The organism is Candidatus Brachybacter algidus (assembly GCF_016707225.1).
Classification (GTDB): Bacteria; Bacteroidota; Bacteroidia; order Chitinophagales; family Saprospiraceae; genus Parvibacillus; species Parvibacillus algidus.
In genome coordinates this window covers 60,496-78,929 of the sequence record NZ_JADJID010000006.1, presented here as the reverse complement: position 1 = coordinate 78,929, position 18,434 = coordinate 60,496, and the positions used below count along the sequence as shown (strand labels likewise).

29 protein-coding genes and 3 pseudogenes are annotated in these 18,434 nt (G+C 35.3%); 14 read left to right on the top strand and 18 right to left on the bottom strand.

All coding sequences use genetic code 11. The features are described 5' to 3' along the window. Positions 1-341: 341 nt before the first annotated feature. From IPI15_RS16920 to IPI15_RS16910, 3 genes are read right to left on the bottom strand one after another with little or no spacing between them, the layout of a single operon-like run. Entirely contained in the window at positions 342-734 is a 393-nt protein-coding gene (locus IPI15_RS16920) for a hypothetical protein (protein ID WP_287421484.1), read from the bottom strand. Positions 735-771: 37 nt separating this feature from the next. After that, positions 772-1,050: a PNPOx family protein gene (locus IPI15_RS16915; protein WP_287421482.1), complete on the bottom strand. Its 279-nt coding sequence runs from the start codon at positions 1,048-1,050 to the stop codon at positions 772-774. A 4-nt stretch (positions 1,051-1,054) separates the two neighbouring features. Beyond that, a complete protein-coding gene (locus IPI15_RS16910; protein ID WP_287421481.1) occupies positions 1,055-1,213 on the bottom strand; it encodes a hypothetical protein in 159 nt (52 codons plus the stop codon). Positions 1,214-1,399: 186 nt separating this feature from the next. Between IPI15_RS16910 and IPI15_RS16905 the strand changes: the two genes are divergently transcribed. The 6 genes from IPI15_RS16905 (at position 1,400) to IPI15_RS16880 (ending at position 4,371) form a co-directional block, all read left to right on the top strand. Further along, positions 1,400-1,726 (top strand): c-type cytochrome, encoded by a 327-nt coding sequence (locus tag IPI15_RS16905; protein WP_287421479.1) that lies wholly within the window; start codon positions 1,400-1,402, stop codon positions 1,724-1,726. Between the two features lie 9 nt (positions 1,727-1,735). Continuing rightward, the gene (locus IPI15_RS16900; protein WP_287421477.1) at positions 1,736-1,909 is read left to right on the top strand and encodes a hypothetical protein; all 174 of its coding nucleotides are present in this window, start codon (positions 1,736-1,738) and stop codon (positions 1,907-1,909) included. A 372-nt stretch (positions 1,910-2,281) separates the two neighbouring features. Next, on the top strand, positions 2,282-2,494 hold the full coding sequence (locus IPI15_RS16895) for a hypothetical protein (RefSeq protein WP_287421475.1): 213 nt from the start codon (positions 2,282-2,284) through the stop codon (positions 2,492-2,494). A gap of 129 nt (positions 2,495-2,623) precedes the next feature. Then, positions 2,624-2,830 (top strand): hypothetical protein, encoded by a 207-nt coding sequence (locus tag IPI15_RS16890; protein ID WP_287421473.1) that lies wholly within the window; start codon positions 2,624-2,626, stop codon positions 2,828-2,830. Positions 2,831-3,190: 360 nt separating this feature from the next. After that, positions 3,191-3,556, top strand: coding sequence for a 6-pyruvoyl trahydropterin synthase family protein (locus IPI15_RS16885; protein WP_287421471.1), 366 nt, complete (start codon positions 3,191-3,193; stop codon positions 3,554-3,556). Between the two features lie 617 nt (positions 3,557-4,173). Continuing rightward, entirely contained in the window at positions 4,174-4,371 is a 198-nt protein-coding gene (locus IPI15_RS16880) for an Rrf2 family transcriptional regulator (RefSeq protein WP_287421469.1), read from the top strand. Between the two features lie 560 nt (positions 4,372-4,931). On the opposite strand, the gene IPI15_RS16875 is transcribed toward IPI15_RS16880, so the two are convergent. After that, complete coding sequence (locus IPI15_RS16875; RefSeq protein WP_287421467.1) at positions 4,932-5,471, bottom strand: hypothetical protein; 540 nt, start codon at positions 5,469-5,471, stop codon at positions 4,932-4,934. A gap of 116 nt (positions 5,472-5,587) precedes the next feature. On the opposite strand from IPI15_RS16875, the gene IPI15_RS16870 reads away from it, so the two are divergent. Continuing rightward, complete coding sequence (locus IPI15_RS16870; protein WP_287421465.1) at positions 5,588-6,184, top strand: hypothetical protein; 597 nt, start codon at positions 5,588-5,590, stop codon at positions 6,182-6,184. On the opposite strand, the gene IPI15_RS20185 is transcribed toward IPI15_RS16870, so the two are convergent. The 13 genes and pseudogenes from IPI15_RS20185 to mnmE form a co-directional block, all read right to left on the bottom strand. After that, a complete protein-coding gene (locus IPI15_RS20185) occupies positions 6,177-6,326 on the bottom strand; it encodes a DUF6965 family protein (protein ID WP_502711654.1) in 150 nt (49 codons plus the stop codon). The two genes, IPI15_RS16870 and IPI15_RS20185, sit on opposite strands and share 8 nt — an antisense overlap. Before the next feature lie 20 nt (positions 6,327-6,346). Continuing rightward, complete coding sequence (locus IPI15_RS16865; protein ID WP_287421463.1) at positions 6,347-7,375, bottom strand: DUF6371 domain-containing protein; 1,029 nt, start codon at positions 7,373-7,375, stop codon at positions 6,347-6,349. A 113-nt stretch (positions 7,376-7,488) separates the two neighbouring features. Continuing rightward, positions 7,489-7,623: pseudogene (locus IPI15_RS19985) on the bottom strand (DUF6371 domain-containing protein); the annotation flags it as partial. A gap of 23 nt (positions 7,624-7,646) precedes the next feature. After that, positions 7,647-8,153, bottom strand: a complete 507-nt coding sequence (locus IPI15_RS16860; RefSeq protein WP_287421460.1) for a hypothetical protein — start codon at positions 8,151-8,153, stop codon at positions 7,647-7,649. Next, positions 8,150-9,193, bottom strand: a complete 1,044-nt coding sequence (locus IPI15_RS16855; protein WP_287421458.1) for a DNA primase family protein — start codon at positions 9,191-9,193, stop codon at positions 8,150-8,152. Before IPI15_RS16855 ends, IPI15_RS16860 begins: the two co-directional genes overlap by 4 nt. Next, a complete protein-coding gene (locus IPI15_RS16850; RefSeq protein ID WP_287421455.1) occupies positions 9,190-9,504 on the bottom strand; it encodes a hypothetical protein in 315 nt (104 codons plus the stop codon). The genes IPI15_RS16855 and IPI15_RS16850 overlap by 4 nt, the downstream gene beginning before the upstream one ends. After that, on the bottom strand, positions 9,494-9,844 hold the full coding sequence (locus tag IPI15_RS16845; RefSeq protein ID WP_287421453.1) for a helix-turn-helix domain-containing protein: 351 nt from the start codon (positions 9,842-9,844) through the stop codon (positions 9,494-9,496). The genes IPI15_RS16850 and IPI15_RS16845 overlap by 11 nt, the downstream gene beginning before the upstream one ends. A gap of 104 nt (positions 9,845-9,948) precedes the next feature. After that, positions 9,949-10,170 (bottom strand): hypothetical protein, encoded by a 222-nt coding sequence (locus IPI15_RS16840; RefSeq protein WP_287421450.1) that lies wholly within the window; start codon positions 10,168-10,170, stop codon positions 9,949-9,951. Between the two features lie 383 nt (positions 10,171-10,553). After that, positions 10,554-10,721: a hypothetical protein gene (locus IPI15_RS16835; RefSeq protein ID WP_287421448.1), complete on the bottom strand. Its 168-nt coding sequence runs from the start codon at positions 10,719-10,721 to the stop codon at positions 10,554-10,556. Then, a complete protein-coding gene (locus tag IPI15_RS16830; RefSeq protein ID WP_287421446.1) occupies positions 10,712-10,843 on the bottom strand; it encodes a hypothetical protein in 132 nt (43 codons plus the stop codon). The genes IPI15_RS16835 and IPI15_RS16830 overlap by 10 nt, the downstream gene beginning before the upstream one ends. Before the next feature lie 9 nt (positions 10,844-10,852). Next, positions 10,853-11,989, bottom strand: a pseudogene (locus tag IPI15_RS20180) (site-specific integrase). Between the two features lie 3 nt (positions 11,990-11,992). Further along, on the bottom strand, positions 11,993-12,442 hold the full coding sequence (locus tag IPI15_RS16810; protein WP_287421435.1) for a helix-turn-helix transcriptional regulator: 450 nt from the start codon (positions 12,440-12,442) through the stop codon (positions 11,993-11,995). Between the two features lie 375 nt (positions 12,443-12,817). Next, positions 12,818-14,176, bottom strand: a pseudogene (gene mnmE / locus IPI15_RS19980) (tRNA uridine-5-carboxymethylaminomethyl(34) synthesis GTPase MnmE). 357 nt (positions 14,177-14,533) lie between these two features. Here mnmE and IPI15_RS16790 point away from each other — a divergent pair. From IPI15_RS16790 to IPI15_RS16775, 4 genes are read left to right on the top strand one after another with little or no spacing between them, the layout of a single operon-like run. Continuing rightward, positions 14,534-14,848, top strand: a complete 315-nt coding sequence (locus tag IPI15_RS16790) for a tetratricopeptide repeat protein (protein WP_287421428.1) — start codon at positions 14,534-14,536, stop codon at positions 14,846-14,848. After that, positions 14,829-15,329 (top strand): hypothetical protein, encoded by a 501-nt coding sequence (locus IPI15_RS16785; protein ID WP_287421426.1) that lies wholly within the window; start codon positions 14,829-14,831, stop codon positions 15,327-15,329. The genes IPI15_RS16790 and IPI15_RS16785 overlap by 20 nt, the downstream gene beginning before the upstream one ends. A gap of 22 nt (positions 15,330-15,351) precedes the next feature. After that, positions 15,352-15,552 carry a hypothetical protein gene (locus IPI15_RS16780; protein WP_287421424.1) on the top strand — a complete coding sequence of 67 codons (201 nt, stop codon included), beginning with the start codon at positions 15,352-15,354 and terminating at the stop codon, positions 15,550-15,552. 37 nt (positions 15,553-15,589) lie between these two features. After that, positions 15,590-16,261 carry a hypothetical protein gene (locus IPI15_RS16775; protein WP_287421422.1) on the top strand — a complete coding sequence of 224 codons (672 nt, stop codon included), beginning with the start codon at positions 15,590-15,592 and terminating at the stop codon, positions 16,259-16,261. Between the two features lie 447 nt (positions 16,262-16,708). Here IPI15_RS16775 and IPI15_RS16770 read toward each other — a convergent pair whose 3' ends face one another. Next, positions 16,709-16,957, bottom strand: a complete 249-nt coding sequence (locus IPI15_RS16770) for a hypothetical protein (protein WP_287421420.1) — start codon at positions 16,955-16,957, stop codon at positions 16,709-16,711. Positions 16,958-17,380: 423 nt separating this feature from the next. On the opposite strand from IPI15_RS16770, the gene IPI15_RS19975 reads away from it, so the two are divergent. The 3 genes from IPI15_RS19975 to IPI15_RS16760 are packed head-to-tail and all read left to right on the top strand — an operon-like array spanning position 17,381 to position 18,138. Further along, positions 17,381-17,725, top strand: coding sequence for an NAD-dependent epimerase/dehydratase family protein (locus tag IPI15_RS19975; RefSeq protein ID WP_353845325.1), 345 nt, complete (start codon positions 17,381-17,383; stop codon positions 17,723-17,725). Continuing rightward, complete coding sequence (locus IPI15_RS16765) at positions 17,688-17,978, top strand: hypothetical protein (RefSeq protein ID WP_287421418.1); 291 nt, start codon at positions 17,688-17,690, stop codon at positions 17,976-17,978. The genes IPI15_RS19975 and IPI15_RS16765 overlap by 38 nt, the downstream gene beginning before the upstream one ends. Further along, entirely contained in the window at positions 17,956-18,138 is a 183-nt protein-coding gene (locus tag IPI15_RS16760; RefSeq protein ID WP_287421416.1) for a hypothetical protein, read from the top strand. Before IPI15_RS16765 ends, IPI15_RS16760 begins: the two co-directional genes overlap by 23 nt. Positions 18,139-18,434 lie beyond the last annotated feature (296 nt).

The following is an 18,434-nucleotide window of genomic DNA, read 5'->3' as shown; positions in this document are numbered from 1 at the left end:
ATGGAAGTGTGAATAACACTTTTTATATTTTGGAAACCGAGAAAAATATTAAACTGACTTCTACTATATAAATAAATTCAATATGGTGTTAATCGGCTGAGCCTAGGATTACCTAAGTTCTTGTGCGTCCGAAAGTCATTTTGCTAATTATCAAATAATTATATTGATATTCTAGAAATGGCCTTTTTTGAAATAATACTTATGTATAAACCCCAGCCTTCAAAAAGGGGAAATCTACTCAACGGCAATTTATATTCTCCTTTTATCTTTTTGATTTTGGATGCAAAGTTCGTCAGGTTCGAACATCGGGTTCAAAGAACTATACTAGTTCCGATCATTGATTAATGACCCATGTTACTACACTTTTCTTTTATCTCATGAAAGATGTCATGTCCTTCGGTGATCAACTTTTTCAATTCAGCATCGGATTTACCTGCAGTCACAGCCTTGTTGATAATATTGCATTGCTTCACTAATCGCTTTAAAATTGGTTTAGTCACGGCTGCATTATATCCTTGTGGTACGGGACCTTTTTGCCATGCAGTAGCGGTTTTGAGCAGATCACCGGATTTTTCTTTCAAAGGTTGCAGATTATCATCTTCGGCAGGGTGAAACGTCACACTCATGACGGCATGAAAATCTTCCATCTGCTGCCATTTTGCCTCCTGAGAGTAGACAGATGAAGTTGTCAAGAACAAGACAATCATAATGAATAATGCTTTTACTTTTTTCATTGATTTATATTTGGTTAAGATTCTAATTATTGTTTATTTAAACTGTTTCACTGAAAGGCAGATCTCTCTCCCAAAGAATTTTTGACCCAAAAACCCTACTGCTATCCATCATTTTAATACTGTTGATCTTTATGGTAAAAACATTTCCTTTCATCGCCATTGCCATTGGCACTCCTTTATAGTATTTTCTATCAGCATTTAGTGACATAGAGTCCGTTGCTTTTAAAAAGACGCCATTAAACTGCACTCCTTTGACGACAAGCTTATTCATTTTATCAGGTAAAATGGTACCGGAAACAATAGGATTTCGTTCCAAAAACTTAATGTGATCTGTTGCAGGATGATTTAAAATAAAGCAACCCGTCTTCAGCATCAAATACATAAAAACAAATAAAACTATAGGGTTGAGCATTGTCGCTAATGCAAGAAATAGTAGCGCATGTCTGATTATTTAAAAAATCTACAATTGTCTTGTTCATAATTACTTATTTATACTGAATTGTAAAAGGTATATTTTGCCTATTCATAAGAATTCATTCCAAATCAATATTTCTTGGCTATCTAGAGATTTATTTCCATTAATTGATATCAAAGTGAATAAAATAATTGTGCGAAGATAATAATAAAAGATAACTTTGTCTTTAATTATTTGAATAATGTTTCATATGTCTACCAGCGTAATCAAAAAAATTGTTCTGTTATTTTTATCAGGAGCTTTCTTAAGTTATTCGGGCTTCCTTTATACGGTGATGCCGGTAAAATACAAGCCCTCAAAGCAACAAGAAGATGCAGGCAAATTGATATGGCAGGATTACAATTGTAATGCCTGTCATCAGATATATGGCCTAGGAGGCTACTTGGGACCGGATCTTACTAATGTATATTCAAAAAGAGGTGAAGAATACATCAAGACTTTTCTAACCACTGGGACGGGTGCCATGCCGGTCTTTCATCTATCCCAATCAGAATCCAATTCGCTCTGGCTTTTTTAAAAGATATAGATGCTTCAGGCAAGTCAGACTCCCGAACTTTTACACTTAACTATGATGGAACCATTGACCAATAATAAACTCACCACATCAAAATTATTTATTCTGACAGGGCTTATACTGTTAGCTATTGGTATGCTATTCGGCCTAACCGGATCCTTGCAATATCTGGCACCGAATTTTTAAAACAGTATCTATCTTTCGAGAAAGTAAGGCCATTGCATGTTTCATCCGTGGTGTTCTGGATCATCTTCGCTGCTATAAGTTCCGTATTGACCTATTTAAAGCAGTATACAGGTAAAAAATATTTTCTCACCGTTATTACTTAAAGTTCAGTTCGCCATTTTTATTATTTCAGTTCTTGCAATCCTTATGTCCTACTGTTTGGGTATATTTGGCGGAAGAGAATACTGGGAATTTCATCCTCTACTTGCGCTACCTATAGTCATTGGGTGGATACTTTTTATCTTTAATTTTATAAGTCAGTTGGCAGCCTGGAATAATCTGCCTGTCTATGTGTGATGTGGCTAACCGGATTATTCTTTTTCTCTTCACTTTATGGAATCATATCTGTGGATATTCCCATATTTCAGGAACAACATCGTAAATGATATGACATTGCAATGGAAGTCCTATGGCTCTATGGTTGGCTCCTGGAATATGTTGATCTATGGGAGTAGCATCTTTCTAATGGAAAAATCAGTGGCAGTAAAAAATACAGTCATGCACCAATTGCTTTCATCCTTTATTTTACAGGATTATTTAACTTAATGTTTAACTGGGGTCATCACATTTACACCTTGCCAACCCATTCATTTGTAAAATATATTAGTTATGCAGTAAGCATGATGGAGTTGTTTATTTTAGGAAGGATCATCTGGCAATGGAAATCATCTGTAAGTGAAGCTCGCAAACTTTATCATCATACAGCATACCGTTTCCAATGGCTGCCGATATTTGGATCTTCTAACATTGATTCTCGCCAGCGATGTCTATTCCGGCCATAAATGTTATACACACGGCACTCATATTACTGTAGCGCATACGATGGGTGCTACAATAGGCATCAATAGTTTTCTTTGCTGGCCATTGCATTTGATATTTTGAAAGATAGTTGTGTGCCAATGACGAAAAGTATCAAATGGGTAAATCGTGGCTTTTACACAACCAATGTTTCCTTTTGATTTTGGATCAGTTTGATCATAGCAGGAGTGCTAAAAGCAAGATGGCAAATGGGTGATGGAAAGATGGCTTTTGGAACGATGATGCTACAATTGAGGCCATATTTTATCGTGTTTTTGTGTCGGGAATGTCTTTAATAACGGGATTTTACTTTATTTTATTCCCTTTAATTAAAAATCAGGTGGTCTGTCAGTTTAAAAAAAAATTTCTAAAACAAGCAGTTGCTGAAGATATAAATTCTGGTATTTTTGCGATCGATTAATATCAACTAACACAATACAGAAAATGTTATCACTTCCTAAAATATTTCACTTCGAAATGGCTCATGCTATATATGGCTATTCGGGGGCATGTAAAGACATACATGGCCATTCTTATGAACTTCATGTATCCGTATGCTCTGATGAAGAGGATACAAATTATATTCCTGCACCGGGCCTTTTGATCGATTTTAAGGATATTAAAAAACTAGTTACAGAACTGATAGTAAATAAGATGGATCATCATTTACTTTTATCTCAAGACTTCCTGAATAATAATAAAACTATTTCCGCTGCGGAAAACCTGGTCATCTTTGAAGCAGAACCAACTGCTGAGAATCTGATAATCTTCATAAGGAATTTGATAAAGAGCACCTTCCTGAACATATAAGGCTAACTCCACCTAAAGTTATATGAAACTAAAGATTCATATGCTGAATGGTGAAAAGTAATAAACACTTTAATCATTCACTCAAGTTTCGGCAGTTAAGAAACAAGGTAGATGGTCCTGCAGCTGCGGGATTATTTGTTAGATGGAGGTTAGTCAATTGATCCATATTTTTTCTTTAAAAGGTTTAAGAGAAAATATATCCATATGATTGATGGAAAGTCATCTAAAATCTACCTTTTAACATTTTATTAAAATTTAAAAAAAATCTTCAAAAGAAAAATTATACTACCGAAACTTAAGTCATTCATATTTATAGTTATTCTTCATTTAGATAGATTTAGGATTGATTTCCAATATATTGCGGACTTTCTCTTTTGATAATTTGGTTTATAATATAAAAGTTACCCATTATTTTTATCTTTTCCATTATTAAACCAAATCATTATATTTGAGCTTCTGAGAGCAATTCACCATTGCGCATTTACTTCCATATCTTGAGTATCGTAAAATAATGCTTAATAAAAATCGTTTAAATATCTTATGTTTTCAAAAGCAACAGAGTATGCCTTAAGGGCCACAATTTTTATAGCCCAAAAAGTTCATTAGATAACAAATTGGTGATAGAAATGATTGCAGAAGCTATTGATTCGCCAAAATCCTTTACGGCTAAGATCATGCAATCACTTACCAAAAACAATTGTGTCATCAGTTCAATGCGCGGTCCTAATGGTGGATTCTATATAACAGAAAGTGCAAAGAAATTACCGGTAAGGGCAGTATTAAAAGCCATGGGAGAGAAAGTGGATGCTGGATAAATGTGTATTGGGCCTCAAACAATGCTCAGGACTAAATCCATGTCCAATGCATCACGAATACAAAACTATAAAACACGAATTAATCTGTTTATTTGAGAACAAAACTATTCAAGAACTCGCCGATGATCTAGTCGGTGGTGATGCCTTTTAAGCAATAAAAGTAGAATAAACAGGGACACAATCTGTTCGCAATTGCCGAATACACATTTGTATGAACCACGCTTGCCTGACAACAGAGGCAGGGATTTAATTGATTGCACTGATGACACTGATTAGTTTACAAAATTAGAAGTTAGAAATATGAAATTAGAATGATTCCCGAAAGCAACTTTATTTAATTGAAATATTAACTGTCAATAATCGCATGAAATTAACATCACGAAGTTAAGCTAGCTCTTATCACCTTATCACCCGATCACGTGATAATTCTTTACCGATTACTTATGCTACTTTCCAATACAAAAACTAACTAACGTTGCTATGCTTACGTTTCAGAAAAAAAGGTACAAATAAGGTACATTTGGTTTTGAATAACTAACTTTTAACCGTTTAAAATCCTTTCAATGCTGTAGAAAGTTGTTTTCAATTTGTTGAATACGTTGGGTTAGTTTCACATACTTTTTCGTCGGTTTTCCTGAATACGTTTTTTTGAAATGTTTTCTTTCCAATTTATCATAGAGGTCATCAATTTTATAGGGATTGAGTATTTTATCGAAAAGACGTTTTGTTTTACTTTTAGCTTGACTTTCATAAATGCATCCAGAGAATGCTTCACGGTGCACAAAATAACCGTTTATTAAATAAAGGTTCCGGCATAGTTTGCCACTAATAGAACACTTAAAATACATAATTTGACCTTTCTTAAGGTTAGATTCTTTTAAAACAATAAAAACGGTTTGTTTTCTATCTATACTATCTATTTTATATTCCATTTCGATATGGCAATCATTAGATAGGTTGTCAGCCCTTAATTTAATGCTTCCTGTTATTTCTTCATTCTGCCTCCAAGTCAGTATTGAACTTTTGACTATCCCTTTATTCAGAAATCCCCATTCCTTCAATTTAGATAAGCTTAATTGTAAAGTATTTTCAAAAATCATTTTCGTTGTATTGACCTAAATCTTTAGGGAAAAAGCAATATACTTATTTTAATAAGCATTATTCCATACTTTGTATAATTTAGCTAATCTTTTTAACAAAATCAAAATCTGAAAGCATGAAACCTTTTTTCTACTTATTAACTTTATCCGTTGTCCTTTCATCATGTTCTGTTAATGGCACTAAGTACATTTATAGTTATGAATTGCAAAACTCAACCGGAAAGCAAAACGAATATGAAGACAATGCAATTTCTGCAGTTTTGATGTTCAAACAAAAATCGATAAATTTTAAAATAGAAAATTTAACAGATAAAGCTTTAACTGTAATTTGGGATGAGTCTTCATTTGTTATATTCAATGAAGCAAACAAAGCTGCTCATAGTGAAACGAAATACATAAATGCTGAACAAACGCAAGTACCAACTATAATACCTCCTAAAGCATTTTTAAACGATGCTTTGCTACCTATAAAGAACATAGGTTTTAGTAGCGGTTCATCCGGAGGTTGGACTTTAGACTATTTTTTGCCTGTTTGGGATATGGGGCTAAAGAAAAATGTGGATAAAATACTTAGCGCAAAAGGAAAAACAGTTGGAATTTTTCTACCTATTGAAATAGACGGGATTAAGAACGATTACTATTTTAAATTTTTAATAACGGATGTGAAAAAAGATAAATATCCTTATACGGCTCGAACCGTAGATTTTAACTAAGTTTATCAATAATGCTTTTAAGATCCTGTAATCTGTTTAAATGAGGTAAGAAATATTTGTTACCCTCATTTGCTTTTAGCGTGTCTAAATGGCTTTTTATAAAAGTATCTACTCTAAAAATTGTAACTCCTGGACTTAGCAAAATTGGTTCTTTAGGTAAAATTAATTCTGAAAAGTATTTTCCAGTTCTGCAATATCATTGCTCCAGGTTTGGAGTTGTTCATTTATAGGGTGTTCAATTCGTTCGGTTTTGAATGCCTCTTCTTTTGGTAATGGTGTAACGTGTGAAAATAAAATGTTTTGTTGGTGAGTAACTTTAGTAACCTTAGTAACTTTTTTGGGTTCGGGCTGTGGTGGTTGTTCCTGAATGTTCCGTTTCCTGAATAGTCGCCAATCCTGTTTTATTAAATAGTCTGCAAGGTCGTTGCCTTCGCTTTTGTCCCGTTCAGGTGCTAACTGCTCCAGTAAGTCCGAAAATATAAAACGTGTTCCGGGTAAACGGCTTTCGTATTCTTTGGCTTTGGTTTCCCATTCTTTGAAGGTGTTACCGTCTTTTGAAAGGTCGGGAAATACATACACAAAACGCCCCTTTAATACTTTCAGCTTGTCAAATGAAAAACTGCTTTTGTTGTAAACTGCCAACCAAATAAGGCTTTCAGGTGTTTCAGGCAAACCAAAATACAACGTACCGTAAACGGCTGTTTTTGGGGCTTCAACCAACGCAACGGGGTTGCTGCGGTATTTACTTAATAGGTGTTCGCCAAATAAACAGGAAATTCGTTTATCCTGCTTTGTGTACGCTTCCAACCATTCGGGCAACGGCTTATTGTTTCGGGTGTGGTGCTTTTCAATTATTGAGTGTAAAAAGTCCGTGCCTGTGGTGTGGTTCTGTTCGTCAAACTGTTTTACCTGAACGGCTCTTACATTGCCCTTTATATCAATAAAAGGAAAAGTATTTGCCCCTGCTCTGTAACCATTTGCAACCGTACCCAATCGGTACAACTGAATAACCTTTGTAACCTCATCAACTTCAAAGGGAAATTGTACCCTGTAAAATAGGTTCTGTATAAACGTGTTCTTTTCATATCGTTCAGGCTGTAATGTTTGTTTGAATGTATCAAAGTCAAAAAGTACGGGTTCAGGTGGTGGCTGTGGTTTTGGTTTTTTCGAAAATGTTTTTGTTTTGGGCAAATCTTAAGTAACTCCAGTTCCTGTTCCAGTATTGCTTTTGCGTACCCGTCCAAATACGGGTTGAGGTGGTACGAACATTTACTTTCACGGTCGCAACGTCCATACTGTTCGGGTAAATAGTCGCCTGTTTCTGTATCAATGTAAAGTACAAACGTCTTTTTATTACAGTCGGGGCAATGGTGCTTTTTACTGCCTTTTTCTAAACTGTATCGGTGGGGTTGGTTACTAAAGTTATTAAAGTTACTCATTGAAAAAACCTTTTTTATTTGCGTTAAAAACTTAGTCCCGGTGCTTCAATAAATACCGCTAATTGGTTTTGTGAAACCCTATCTACAACCAAACTCAAAGCCCGTAAATGCTTTATGAAATTGGTCTTTTTAAAAGGTGTCATTCCGTCATCAAAACAAAAGGCTCTATATTCCGGGTACAGGTCTTTAATTAACTTGTAATTGGTTAAACTGCCTTTGTATTCATTTTCATTCAAAAACATCTGTACGCTGTTACTTTCAATTTTGTATTGCTCAACGGCTTGTTGGGCTGCTTCACAATCTGAAAACTTCTTTTGATACAGTAATCTGTTAAGCCCTTCCAATACCCAATTGAAAACGCCTGAAAGTTCTTTTTCAATGATCTTTGTATGTAGGCTTTTATCCTGTTCCTTTGGTGGTATAGTAACATCAAAAGGAATGATTAAAAACCGTCTGAAATAGGCGTTTGTATGTTCAACGTCTTTTGGTAATTCATTACAGTTGAAAATTAGTTTTGCGTACTGTTTCAAAATGAATGGTTGCCCATAAGGTAAACGGCTTCAACGGGTTCGCCTGAAACCATTGCTTTAAATAGGCTTGTTTCAAGTTTGCCGTTTATTTCACTTGCATAGTTTACTAACTTATTAGCCAACTTCGCCCGGAAATAGCCGTTATCATTTGTAAGGCTCTGTAATGAATAACTACTTACATTATCATTACCCAATAAGGCGTTTACAACTTCAAAAAATACGCTTTTTCCATTTGCTCCAGTACCGTACAGTATTAAGGCTTTTTCCTCTTTTAGTGCATTGCTCCCGTGTTTAATGAATACAAAGCCTAAATATTCAGCTAATACCCTTTGGCGTTCAGGGTCGGGTAATACCTTGTTTAAATACGCTTCAAATAATGGTGCTTTTGCCTGTGGGTTGTATTCAAATGGTAATTGGTAGGTAATGAAGTCCGAACGGTCAAACGGTCTTAATTTCGTACCCTGTGGGCTTATTTCAAATGTTCCGTTTTGTAGGTTAATCAGTACCGTATCTTTATTGCTTTCAGGTGTGGGTAAATATGCCGTTGCAAGGAACTGTTTAAATAGCTGTTCCCTAAATTGATAAAATCTTGCTGAAAACTTAGCAACGCCCATTTGTTCGGCTGCTTCGCCTAAAAACTTTTGGAATGTTTCTTTGTCAATTTCAGCCCAAAATGTACCGTTGTACAGGTAAATAAAATCGTGGTTTTTGCATAAGCCCCAACGGTTTTTTTCAGCGAACTGTAAGGCGTTTTCAATTGATAAAACCAAATAATGTTTAAGGTTTAATTTTAGTTTATCTAACTGCTTTTGAATATCCTTTGCCTGTTCGCTTCCTGTTGCTGCTTTTTCCAGTTGTTCCCTTAACTTTTCAGTCTGTGGGAACGCTAATGCTTCAAAATCCAACGCCTCAAACTTTTCAATTAGTTGGTGTAATATTTCAGCGTGTGGGGTTGCATCGTTTTTGCTTTTTATTTCCTCAACGTGGTTTAAGATAGTAGGCGGGTTGTTGAGGTCATCAAATACGGGGTTTAGGATCATAGCTTAACAGTATTTGAAGGTTCAACAATAGGGAACAATTCGGGGTTGGTGGTGTAAAACCCTGCACGGTGTTTTGAAATTGGGCAAATGCCTTTCCGTACTATACAAATACGGTTTTCTTTTTCCCATTCAGCAACGTAACGGCAAATATTAGCCCTCAAAATGCCTGTTTCAATTGAAACCATTAACATAGTTTTGGGCTGCCTGTAAAGTGATGTAAATACCCTTTTCATTTGTGCCTGAAAATGCGTACTTTTGCCTTGTCCTTTATGCGAAAAGACTTTAGGGCTGTTCAGTTGGTTACTTTCCATTGTTCAGCCCTTTTTTATTGTTCAGCAAATACGCTTTGGCTTCCTGCTCTATTTCAGCATTTGACTTTTTACGCCCTTCTTTCAGATAGTCCAACAATTCAGTACGGGAAAAGTACAGGCGTTTGCTCCGCTTCATTACAGGTAGTTCGCCTTTAGATACCTTGCTGTACATTGTGGGTACTGTAAGGCTCAAAAAATCGGCTGCTTCCCGAATGGTTAAAAGACGTTCCTGTTGATCGTTGGGCTCATCTGTTTTGGTTTGGGTTTCTTTCAAAACCGTGCGAATTGAACTTTGTATTAATTTACTTAGTTGCTCGCTGTCTAATTGTACGATTATCATTTTATGATAGTTTTAATTTTTTTAACTACCACAAAAAGACAAGATATCAAATACCCCAATCAATACCCATTTACTTTATGGGGTACGTTTGGTGTATAGAATATTTATAATTTTTCTTTTTCTGCTTCACGTTTCAATTGTAAAGGGCTTTTGTAGGGCAGCCAATCAGAAATACAAATACGTTCTTTCTTAGTTGGTTCACCCTTACCCTTGTTTAAGTTATCCCATACTGAACTTGCATTAAATGGTTGAGGTTCGGGATATCCCTTTTTCTTAAACTGAAAAGTTGAACATATCCAATCCTTTGTTTCTGTATCGCTATTCAATAAAAACCCGTTGTATTTAAGTCTTCTAAAAACTTCAACAAACTTGTTTTGGTTATGTGGAAAAAAAAGTATTTCTGTTAATTGTTCTCCTTGTAAGGCTTTAAAAGTTCAGCTTGCTTGTTAGGAAAAATCCTTTCAATTCAGTGTGTAAGTCATCAATGATTCCAGTGTTTTTGAAAGTTATTTGCTTGTTGGTCAGTTCAGGTTTTATCTTTGTAGTCGGGAGTTTAGATTTCGCAAGAGTTGCTAATTTAGCTGTATTAAAAATCTCCCTTATTCCCTTCAATTTTGCTTAACCAATATTTATTTGTATCAATATTATGCCGTTGAAAATGTTAGCAATATCAACGTTCAATCTATTTATATCAGTACTAATCATTAAATCAATGCATCATAACCTGAAAGCCCTTTTCTTTAATTAATTGATCTCCACATTTTTGAAGTGTACCGCATAAATGATCAATTTTAACATGTAAATCCAATTTCATTTCCTCTGATTCAGTAATAGTAGTAATACCTCTACCAACAGTTAATTTTTTACTTATTTCCATAAATATATCATTTGTAAGTCAATTTTCTGTTGTTCTATTTGTTTAAGCCTTTCTTCACTTATTTCAACTTCACCGTCTGATAATATTACAAAGTATTTGTCGCCTCTTTTTTCAACTTTCATTATCTGCTTTTAAATTTCTAATTTTATTTTGTTAGCTGCTTCACGCTTTGTTCGGTCTATGATTTTTGCATAAACTTGGGTTGTTTTCAACTCCCGGTGACCTAACATTTTGAAACTGTATAAATATCTGTTCCCATTGATAATTGCAAGGTTGCGTATGTATGGCGAAAACAATGAAAAGTTATGTCCTTAGTTATTCCGGCTGCTCCAATCCATTGATATAAATGTTTATTCTCATAAGCTGAATATGTTAGCCCATCAAAAACTTTGTCGCCTGGTTCTTTTTGTTCACCAAGAAAATTGTAAGCCTGTTCAGATATAGGCATAACTTCAATCCTTTTGTTTTTTGCTGTTTGAATTGTATAAAGTATCCGCTCCCTCAATGTATTCCAGTTCGCCCCAAATAAGGTTTTTAATATCTGAAAACCTCAAACCTGTGAGGGCTGAAAATAAGGCTGCACGTTTCATTAGAGGTTATTGCATTCAGTTTTAACAAGGCTGTTTAGTTCCTCAATTGTTAAAAAATTTCTTCTGGTTTCAGCCTGTTTTATGGGTTCTATTTTGCGTTTAGATCTGTTTGTAAAAAACCGTCTTTATAAGCTTGTTTTAAAGCGGCTTTAACTTTATTGAAATATGAAACGGCTGAATTTTGCGCAAGGGTTGTTTTACTGCTCTTATTGCTTTTGGTTGTAAGTAAATATTCTTTGAATTCATTACATTTCTTTTCGTTGAGGTCGGCAAATTTCAAGTTGCCTCCGGTGAAAGCTTCAAGGTATTTGAAAGCTGAAAGCCAATTTTTAAGGTTACTTTCTTTGCGTTTGTCGGCAAGATCTTTGAAGTATGTGACAAAGTTCTGTTCTCCTTGTTGTTTAAGTCTTAGTTGTTCTTTTTCGTAACCTGTGTATATTTCAGGCTTGTTTAGTTGGTCTTCTCTTTTCTGTCTTATCTTTTCTGCACGTTGTAAGGTTTCTTTATTATGCTGCTTATCAAGAGGGTTCTTTAACTTATCCAAAACATACATTCCTAAAAATTCCTTCTGGTTGGTTCGCCTGTTTTGTGGTGTGGAATAGCTGGATAAAAATCCAAGTACAAACTTTGCCGGTTCTTTGAAATTGCCTTTTGTCTTAATGTTACTTTTACTGCCATTTTCTATACATTAAATAAGTTGTCAATATCTGATTTTGAATAGTAAGTAATGCCATTTTCCTTTATCCTTTTAATATTGTGTTTGCTTACATTATTATAGATTGTATGTCTTGAAATACTGTATTTTGTTACAATCTGATTCATTTCATAACATTCACTTACTTTGAGTATGTCCTTTGTTTCTTTTTTAGGGGTTTCAAATAAGCTTTCAATATCTCTCTTTCTTATTCTTGTAAGCTTTTCGCTCAAGTTGGTTGCTTTGATCTGGTCGGCTTTTATCATCCTGTAAACTGTGTCTTTACTGCACCCAAACAATATTGATACTTCTGTAACTGTCAAATATTCTTTTCCGGTAATCAACTCAAGGCTAAAGGCTTTTACTTTTGGTCTTAACCTTTGGTTTTGAAAGGGTATTTTTTCAATATCCCTTTTGAGTTCAAGCCTTTTCCTCATTTTATAATTTTGCGAATTGCATTTATCACTACAAAATCGGGTTGTCCTTTTTTGAGATTCAAACATATTGCTACATTGCTCGCATTGCCTTATAATTGTAAAATTCGCTTTTGTCATTCAATCCAAAAATTTATGTGCTTTTATATCAATTTAATACATTATGCCTTGTTTTGTCGCTTTATTCTGTCCTTTTCGGGTACAAAAAAAGCCATTTTACAGGCTTAAATATCAAAAGGTACAACTAAGGTACAAATAAATAATAAATAAACAGATAACATTCAAATAATAACTATACATTTAGGCATAAAAAAAGCCCTATTTTAAAGGGCTTACTATTTGTTTCTTATAAGTTTGTTATTTGTTTGTTTTTAATGGTTACTTTCCAATACAGAAACTACTAAAGATCTTCCCCAACACATCTCTGTCCACATCCACCCTGCCGGTGATCTCGCCCAAATAATGCAGACATCTGCGGATATCTAATGCGAGCAGATCTCCGGATATGCCGGAATCCATGCCTAAAGAGATATCATCTAAACTTTCAGAAACCTTAATAAGCGCTGCTTGATGCCGGGCATTGGTGACAATGGTGTCTTCTGTATTGATAGTAGCGCCAATTGCATTTTCATAATTTTGACTTGAGAGAGTCAATACCAATGCCACTTCGGGCAGCTATGTGTATTTCTGCATTGAGGACTTCGAATTGTGGAGGGTCATCCTGCAGGTCTATTTTATTGTAAACCCTGAGCGTTTTGTTAGCATATGGCTCCATCCATTTCAGATTTTCTCCGACTCGTCATTGATGTCCATGAGGTGAATGATGATATCCGCCTTTTCAGCATTTGACATGGAACGTTCTATTCCTAAGTCTTCGATAGTGTCCCTTTGCTTTCGCGAATCCCGGCAGTATCTATGAGGCGAAATAATACGCCATCTATGTTGAGACTTTCTTCAATCGTATCACGTGTAGTACCTGCAATATCGCTTACGATGGCCCGTTCCTCATTGAGTAAGGCATTTAGCAAGGTTGATTTGCCGGCGTTGGGACGACCAATGATGGCGACCGAAATACCATTCTTGATGGCGTTACCAAGGGAAAATGACTTGATTAATTTATGTGTGGAGGTTTTTAATTGTTCGATGAGTAATCGAAACTGAGTCCTATCTGCAAATTCAACATCTTCTTCTGCAAAGTCTAGTTCCAATTCGATCATAGCAGCGAAATGTATCAATTGATCCCTCAAATCATTCAGATCTTTGGAAAATCCTCCTCTTAATTGATTAAGTGCCGTTTGCTGTGCAGCTGCAGTATTGGCAGCGATGAGATCTCCGACAGCTTCAGCCTGAGCGAGGTCCATCTTACCATGGAGAAATGCCCTCTGAGTGAATTCTCCCGGTTGTGCAAGTCGTGCACCTGCTGACAGACATGCTTGAAGAATCTGTGACAATATATACGGCGAACCATGTCCACTGATCTCAGTGACGTCTTCCCGGTATAACTGGCCGGATTTTTATAAATGGAAACAACAACTTCATCAATAAAAATGGCCGTTTCAGGATGAATGATATGTCCAAAATGTAGGGTATGAGTCGGTTGATCCTTTAGTTTTTTCCTTTAAATATGAGGTCCGTTATTTCAATTGCTTTCTGACCGCTGAGCCGGATAATACCGATTGCACCTATGCCCGGAGCAGTGGAGATGGTAACAATGGTATCGTCGAGAGAAGTGTAGATAGTTGTTAGTTATTATTTGTTAATTATTATTTTTGGTTTGATTGATGAGTTCTAATTAAATTTAAAGATAGTGTAAAGATGTGAGAATGTGAGAATGTGAAGAGGTGAGGAGATGAACAGCGAACAGTTGCGAAGATGAGAATCTTGCTCTTAATTTATTAAAGTTGTTATAAATGAGATGATGAGGGAATTGGAAGTTGATCAAAAATGGGTCGGCACTATCCAACAAAAATTATAAAGCAAATGAATAAAATGTCATCAGCTGCGTTACCATTTTATCATATCCTAATCATTAATTAATTTTCGTTATCTTGTCACATCATTAATATAAGTACAATGAAGATTCATCCATTCATTATGTCCATAGTAATTCAATTAATTTGCCTGAATAGTATCTCGTGTCAATGTTGGGACCCGGGACCATTTCCACCGGCATTGGATTCTTTTTACACAAGAATTAATCAGGCAGAATTATTTATTACTGATAATAATTTAAATGCTGCTATCAAAAGTTATGTAAAAGCATCGGCATTTCGGCCGCTTGATTATTATGATAGAGTGAATTTATTGGAATGTTATTTACAATCTGAGAGGATGCCTGAGGCAGTCAGTGTTATAATACAGATGGCAGAAGATCAATTTCCTTGGTTTTTTGAATGCCAAGAAATATGAGGATTTGATCAATGATGAAACCTGGATATATTATGTTCAAAATAATTATAATGCTCCTGCTCCCTTCCCTGTCAGAAAAATTATTCGAGAAACTTACGATGAATTTCAAAAGTACGTAAATTTTAAAAAGCCTGATTCAGCGGCATTAGTATATCATAGTATAGCTACCAAAATGAAAAAAATGATACTAGAGTACGACTATCCATCCGAACAGGCGTTGGGCTATGGAGGATCGATGTACCAACCATCGATGTATCAGCCAATATTTATGTTTTTCGTAGTTGTATCTGATTCAACTTTTAATTCGGATTCAGTCTTTCAAGACCAATTACTGCGGGGAAAAATGTCCCCGGATTTAATTGCAACCTACAATAAAATCAAAGGAATGACGGATTGCGGTTGCGCTCCATTTACTGATGCTATTTATTTTGAGTACAAAAAAGCTTTATTCTTGCACAAAAGAAAGAGAAATTTTTGTTAATAAATGTCGGGAATTACTCCATATGCCCTTATTAGCCGATGTGAAAAAACTCATAGCTTATCAAAATAATAATCCACAATTTAAGTTCAGAATTGGTTACAATGCCGGCAGCACCTATATTAAAACTGAGAATTCAGGTGAGCCATTTGACATTAATAATTATAGCGATCAAATTGAGTTCGTAAAAGAACTCGGACAAAATGATTTTCATTATTCAAAATAATAAATTAACTTTGAAATAAATCTAAAACCCAAGCATTATGAAAAAAATTAGTTTAATCTCCGTCTTCCCTCTTTTCCTTTTTATTTTATTTGGCTTAAGCAGCTGCCAAACGGTCCGAAATGTTCATAATGATGCCATAGACATGGGCTTCTTAAAGAATAAGGGAGATGGTAATACCAATCTTGTATTTGACGTAAATAGTAAAACAGCAGGAATCAATGGAAGTGTCATATATTCTCCTGCAGAAAATGTGTTGCTTGGAGCCGGCATAAGTGCTTTCTCATACAAGTTGTTTGACGACAATTCCGAATACAATGATTTAAATCTTGCAGAGGATGTTGGAAGACTGAAGGGTTATAAAGCAAGAGCAAATATTGGCTATTATGACAACTTTGGACAAACAGGCAAGGGCTATTTTGAATCTATGCTTACTTTGGCTTATGGATCGAATGTCCTAAGATTGGTCGATTTATATAACCCAGATAATTTAATTTTCAAGTACAAATATGATCCATTCTCATTTGGTTTACAATTTGGAGTAGGGAGAAATTCTGACAATGTAAGTTTGATGGGAGGATTGAAATTCCAAAAGATATCTTTTGGCAAACAAATTCCTGTATACAGAAATTACAATGATGCTATAATTACGGTTGAAGGAATATCTATATTCCAAATATTCTATGGAATGCGTTTTGGAAAGGGCCTGTAAAGGAAATTTCCAGATCAATGTAAGCATTAATCCAAATGATTATAACGATTCTGTGATTGAGCCATATCCAGGCTTTTCTTTTGGAGTGACGTATGCTTTTGGGAGAAAGAAGAAGGATATTTAATAAAGTAGTCAGAAACAAGTGAAGATTAAAATCAATGTGGTACTAACTTATAGAATACCTATTAAAACTGCATCAAAGTATACCGATTTTGGTAACCGATTACTTACCATAATTATGGCAGTCTTTCTAATCTCTGCATATTACTAACTAAAGGATTTCCTATAAATATTTAAATGGTTTCATTTGGACTCAATCATCGAAGTTTCATTCTAACTAACTACCTTCTAACTTCTAATTTCTACCTTACCTTGAGTAATCGCAATCTTTTTAGGGTTTATTTATAACGTCGAAAATTCAGCTAATTACCCATTACCCATACCATGTCACTCATTTCCTTCATTCAAATGTGGGTCTGAAGATAAATTTTCTGTCGGAAAGGCATGATTAAAACCAATTTTTGTTGGCAATATTTCTTCATCATCGTCATAGTCTTCCCAAGCCGTAATCTCCGATACCAGCGTCTCCACATGCCTTAAAATGAAAGGTGTTTTGATCTCTTCAGGTCTGTAAATAGCAATAGTTTTAGGTGGACGCGGCTCCATGTAGTTTTCAATGATCGGATAATTGATCATGACAAGTATTTTACCATTGAACAATTGCTGATATACCAAACTGCCATTAAACCTGGATTAAATGTTTTTCAATATCCGGTTCCATTGTCTCATAAATACCACTTCTTACATTGCCCGGTGCAAATGATGGCGTTGAGATTGCTGAATTGATCTGAATCAGATAGCTCAATTTTCAAACCTCCTTCCCTGCATATATCTATCAGATCTGTTTTAATCTGCTCCCTTAAGCTTTCATTCCAGATCTCCGGTATTTGTTTGTATTTTCTAAAACAGTATTATAGTTTTTAACCTTATTCTTCAGGTTATCAACATTAAGGTCAATCATCGTGTTATTTATTTTTACAGATAATATTATCAACTAAGATATATATTTCTGATATTTGAATTTATCACAACAACTAAAATAATGAGTAGAAAAGTACTATTAGCGGAGAAAGCGGACTTATTGGTAAAAATATTTATCAACTTTTAACCCGATTTGGATACGAGCCTATCATACTATCCAGAAATGAAAAGTTATCCGAAAGAAATGATTTTATATACTGGGATCCTTCAAAAAGCTATATTAAAATAGATGGTCAACTCAATGTGCGTGCCATCATCAATCTTTGTGGTGCGGGAATAGCTGAAAAAAAATGGACAGATGATAGAAAAAAGGAGCTGTTAGATAGCCGTCTTATTCCTGCCCATTTCATCGCAGAATTAATTAAAACTGAAAAGATAAAAACTGATGTATATCTGGTCCTCAGCCATAGGGATTTATGGTGATCGCCCAGGAACCAATGCCTGTAAGGAATCAGACCAGATAAATGGCGACACATTTCTGAGCAAAATATGTATTGAATGGGAGAAAGCGCAAGACAATATTCCAGACACTGTCAGAAAAGTTCTTGTTCGAACAGGCATTGTATTGGCGGAAGAAGGAGGCGCTCTCGATCAATATCGCCCTCTACTTAATTTGAGGATGGCTCCATATTTTGGTGGTGGGAAACCTTACAGTGTCATGGATAACGATAGATGACCTTTCCAACATGTTTTTGCATGGAATAGAAAGCAATATATCAGGAACATATAATGCGGTTGGCGACCTTCCTGTAAATTCCAAGGAATTTGCCAAGGCTTATCCGGTCAATCCAAATGGGCTGTGTCCAGCAGTGTGCCAAATTTCGCAGTTAAGTTAATGCTCGGCGAAATGTCTGCCGTCGTCCTAGAAAGCAGTTTGTCTCGAACGAAAAGATCAAAGCGACAGGATTTGACTTTAAGGGCAAAACTATTGATGAAGCTTTCGAGCAAATAAAGAAATAAAACGAACGGCGAGACAAGCGTGCGCAATGGAGTACCGGCGGATGGCTCCAAGACAACTGGCGTTTTGGTAGTTATGAGAAGCAAAATTTACGAAACCCTTTGGTACCATTATCTTCATCGTAATATTGCAATATTACAATTAAACCTAAATGCACCTAAATTCATTCAACTT

Coding starts and splice junctions, on each gene's coding strand:
- IPI15_RS16850 (WP_287421455.1), bottom strand. CDS start 9,504: ATGGAAAGTAACCAACTGAACAGCCCTAAAGTCTTTTCGCATAAAGGA.
- IPI15_RS16765 (WP_287421418.1), top strand. CDS start 17,688: ATGTATATCTGGTCCTCAGCCATAGGGATTTATGGTGATCGCCCAGGA.
- IPI15_RS16845 (WP_287421453.1), bottom strand. CDS start 9,844: ATGATAATCGTACAATTAGACAGCGAGCAACTAAGTAAATTAATACAA.
- IPI15_RS16870 (WP_287421465.1), top strand. CDS start 5,588: ATGAAACCTTTTTTCTACTTATTAACTTTATCCGTTGTCCTTTCATCA.
- IPI15_RS16895 (WP_287421475.1), top strand. CDS start 2,282: ATGGAATCATATCTGTGGATATTCCCATATTTCAGGAACAACATCGTA.
- IPI15_RS16770 (WP_287421420.1), bottom strand. CDS start 16,957: ATGATCAATTATCCGATCATTGAAAACTACATGGAGCCGCGTCCACCT.
- IPI15_RS16810 (WP_287421435.1), bottom strand. CDS start 12,442: ATGAGGAAAAGGCTTGAACTCAAAAGGGATATTGAAAAAATACCCTTT.
- IPI15_RS16920 (WP_287421484.1), bottom strand. CDS start 734: ATGAAAAAAGTAAAAGCATTATTCATTATGATTGTCTTGTTCTTGACA.
- IPI15_RS16780 (WP_287421424.1), top strand. CDS start 15,352: ATGCCCTTATTAGCCGATGTGAAAAAACTCATAGCTTATCAAAATAAT.
- IPI15_RS16905 (WP_287421479.1), top strand. CDS start 1,400: ATGTCTACCAGCGTAATCAAAAAAATTGTTCTGTTATTTTTATCAGGA.
- IPI15_RS16835 (WP_287421448.1), bottom strand. CDS start 10,721: ATGGAAATAAGTAAAAAATTAACTGTTGGTAGAGGTATTACTACTATT.
- IPI15_RS16790 (WP_287421428.1), top strand. CDS start 14,534: ATGTCCATAGTAATTCAATTAATTTGCCTGAATAGTATCTCGTGTCAA.
- IPI15_RS16875 (WP_287421467.1), bottom strand. CDS start 5,471: ATGATTTTTGAAAATACTTTACAATTAAGCTTATCTAAATTGAAGGAA.
- IPI15_RS16910 (WP_287421481.1), bottom strand. CDS start 1,213: ATGAACAAGACAATTGTAGATTTTTTAAATAATCAGACATGCGCTACT.
- IPI15_RS16855 (WP_287421458.1), bottom strand. CDS start 9,193: ATGATCCTAAACCCCGTATTTGATGACCTCAACAACCCGCCTACTATC.
- IPI15_RS16830 (WP_287421446.1), bottom strand. CDS start 10,843: ATGAAAGTTGAAAAAAGAGGCGACAAATACTTTGTAATATTATCAGAC.
- IPI15_RS16885 (WP_287421471.1), top strand. CDS start 3,191: ATGTTATCACTTCCTAAAATATTTCACTTCGAAATGGCTCATGCTATA.
- IPI15_RS16900 (WP_287421477.1), top strand. CDS start 1,736: ATGCTTCAGGCAAGTCAGACTCCCGAACTTTTACACTTAACTATGATG.
- IPI15_RS16775 (WP_287421422.1), top strand. CDS start 15,590: ATGAAAAAAATTAGTTTAATCTCCGTCTTCCCTCTTTTCCTTTTTATT.